2 protein-coding genes are annotated in these 2,733 nt (G+C 29.3%); both read right to left on the bottom strand.

Annotation, left to right across the window (positions count from 1 at the left end):
- Nucleotides 1–218: 218 nt before the first annotated feature.
- Nucleotides 219–1,730 carry a hypothetical protein gene (locus P695_RS0104780; RefSeq protein ID WP_028127082.1) on the bottom strand — a complete coding sequence of 504 codons (1,512 nt, stop codon included), beginning with the start codon at nucleotides 1,728–1,730 and terminating at the stop codon, nucleotides 219–221.
- A 168-nt stretch (nucleotides 1,731–1,898) separates the two neighbouring features.
- Nucleotides 1,899–2,733 (bottom strand): hypothetical protein (locus P695_RS06215; RefSeq protein ID WP_035026622.1); only part of this gene is annotated, 835 nt, incomplete at its 5' end.

Genomic DNA, 2,733 nt, shown 5'->3' with positions numbered 1-2,733 from the left:
ATCTGCACTGGCTCACTTTTATATAATGTTTGAAGGGAGGGTCGTAATTGAATAATGAGTAAAAATGAATTTACACAAAAATCCGTAAAGACCCGTCTACCTTTGTTTTAGATGTTGATTGATTGTCTAGAATTATTTTTTGTGTTTATTATGCATCTAAAAATACTTTAAATAAAACTTGTTTTCGCTGGTAATTGGCATGGTTGAAATAGTAATGTTTATACTAAGTTTATGAAAACAACACCATCATAGTCATTGTCGGAGTCCGAAATAATCAATAATCCCCCTTTATTGCCATCAAAATGAACTATAATACAATTTTCTTTTTTTAAATTAGGTAATATTTTTTTATTATTCTCATCACTTAAAAATGCTTCTAAAATTTCTGCATTACTTTTATTTTTAAAATTGGGAAAATCTTTGGTTAAAGACAGTTTCATAATATTTTTTTTCAAAGTAAAAGTAACCGTACATTGCCCCACATATTCATTGTGAGATTTAATGCGAATTATTGCACTATCAGTTGTTGGTCTTTCAAGAATTTCAAATTCTTCTATTCGATCAAGATTATATTTAGCTAAAATAGAGTGATTTGCATTATAAAATGCTTGAAGCACATCATGATCAGTTTTTCATTCCGCCACATGTAAAGCAAATTGCATATCTGGTATTTTATCAAAATCAATTGTTTTCCTCATAAGGATCGAAAATGTTCCTTGATATTTAGGGTGGGTGTCAATAATTGAAATCTCATAAGTTGTAAATTTAATAAGTGTAAGTTTCAAATCTTTAATTTGCAAATCTTTAATACCTTCAAGATGTTGATTCACTTTTAATCAAGTTTCCATAATACGACATTGATCAAAAATTCCCAAATCTACTACATAAGTACTTAATCCTGGTGTTAAACTTAAATCTTTTTTTAATAAAAATGTGACTACAAGTTCCCCTTGATAGTCTTGATTGTCGTGAACAATAGAAATAGTTGCTTGTTGATCATTTAATAGGGAAAAACGGACTTTAAAATCACTTATTGGCAAATGTTCAGTTGGCAAGATATTTTGATTTGCCTGCATAAAAGCTGCCAAAACTGCTTTTTCACTTTTTTCTTTTAAAAGTGGAAGTTCTGTTACTATACCTGCAAGTTGGCTAAGTTTTTCTTTGACTTTGTAAGTTAAATAAAATGAACCACAATAATCAGGTTGCTCATCTTTAATGGAAATAACCGCATTCACTCCCTTGGGGTCAGTATCGATTATAAAGTCACTAGTTTTTAAGATCTTAGTGAAGATTTTATCATCTTGTTTAATTTTTAAAAATGTCTTTAAAATGATGGTTTTATTAATGCTATTAAAACTACCTAAATCAATATCTTCACTCAAATCTGTTTTTAATTCAAACTGGACATAAAATGCTCCTTGATAATCTCGATGACTATCTTTAATAGAAATTACTGCTACATTATTAATTGGCTTACTTTTGATTTCCAAATCATCAATTTGTAATTGATTGATTTGGTCAGTTTGTTTGTTTGCTTTGACAAATGCTGCAATGATTGTATCGTTTTGGTCATTATTTAACTTTGGTAACGTTTTAGCGATTTTTGCAACTTGACTAAGATTGATTTTTGGTTTTGGTTTCTCAATATTTGGTGTTGCACAAGCAACAACAGATAACATTGTTGCTCCCAGAGTAGCAAAACTTCCGAGAATGGTTAATGCTTTTTTCATAAATAAAAATTCCTTCCTTAATTACATTTTTAGGTAAAAGAGAATTGCTTCTCATTATAGATTAGAGAAAAAGTTGAAAATTTTTCACTTTTTTGCAAAATTTTTCACTTTTTCAACAAAAAAGATTCATTTTGCAATGAATCTTTCATTAAATATTGGTTTTTTATTTTATTCACCAATCGAATTAGTGGTAAATGTCACTCGAACTGAACCTTCATATCGAGGATTATTCCCTTTTATTCTAATAATTGTTTCTGAACCACTTGGGTTACGTTTAACATCAAAATTAGAAATATCCAAATTTGCAAATTCTTTTAGATTTTTATTTTTGTCTAAAAATGCTTGTTTAATGGTCTCGTGATTAACATTCGCTATTGGGCCTAAATCTAATTGTAAGCCTTTTATGTCACTAAGATTTATTTTAGTTTCAGGAGTTTTAATTTCCTCTTTAAAAGCCTTGATTGCTTGGTCTAATTGATCAGTAGCAGCTTTTGCTTGTCCTTCAAGTTTAACATCTTGAGCTTTTTGAATTGCTTGTTCAAATTTTTCAACAGCTTTTGGATGTGTGTCTTTAAGATCATTAGTAATTTCGGCTTGTGCTGCTAAAATTTTAGCTTCTAGTGCGTTTAAATTTTCTATTTCAGGAGTTTTAATTTCGTTTTTAAAAGCTTTAATCGCTTTGTCTAATTGATCAGTAGCAGCTTTGGCTGGTCCTTCAAGTTTAACGTCTTGAGCTTTTTGAATTGCTTGTTCTAATTTTTCAACAGCTTTTGGATGTGTATTTTTTAGATCATTAATAATTTGAGCCTGTGCTGCTGAAATTTTAGCTTTTAAATCAGTTAAATTAGCAGTTTCAGGAGTTTTAATTGCATTTTTAAAAGTATTGATTGCTTTGTCTAAAATACCTTGAGCAGCTTTAGCTTTGCTTTCGTTGTTAACTTTTTGAGCAATACCAATAGCTTCTTTTAAATTGTGCACAGCTTGAGGATTGTTATCTTCTAGT

Source organism: Williamsoniiplasma lucivorax ATCC 49196 (genome assembly GCF_000518285.1).
In the GTDB taxonomy this organism is placed as follows: Bacteria; Bacillota_I; Bacilli_A; order Mycoplasmatales; family Mycoplasmataceae; genus Williamsoniiplasma; species Williamsoniiplasma lucivorax.
The sequence above is the reverse complement of the archived record's forward strand: the minus strand, read 5'-3'. Positions and strand labels throughout refer to the sequence as shown.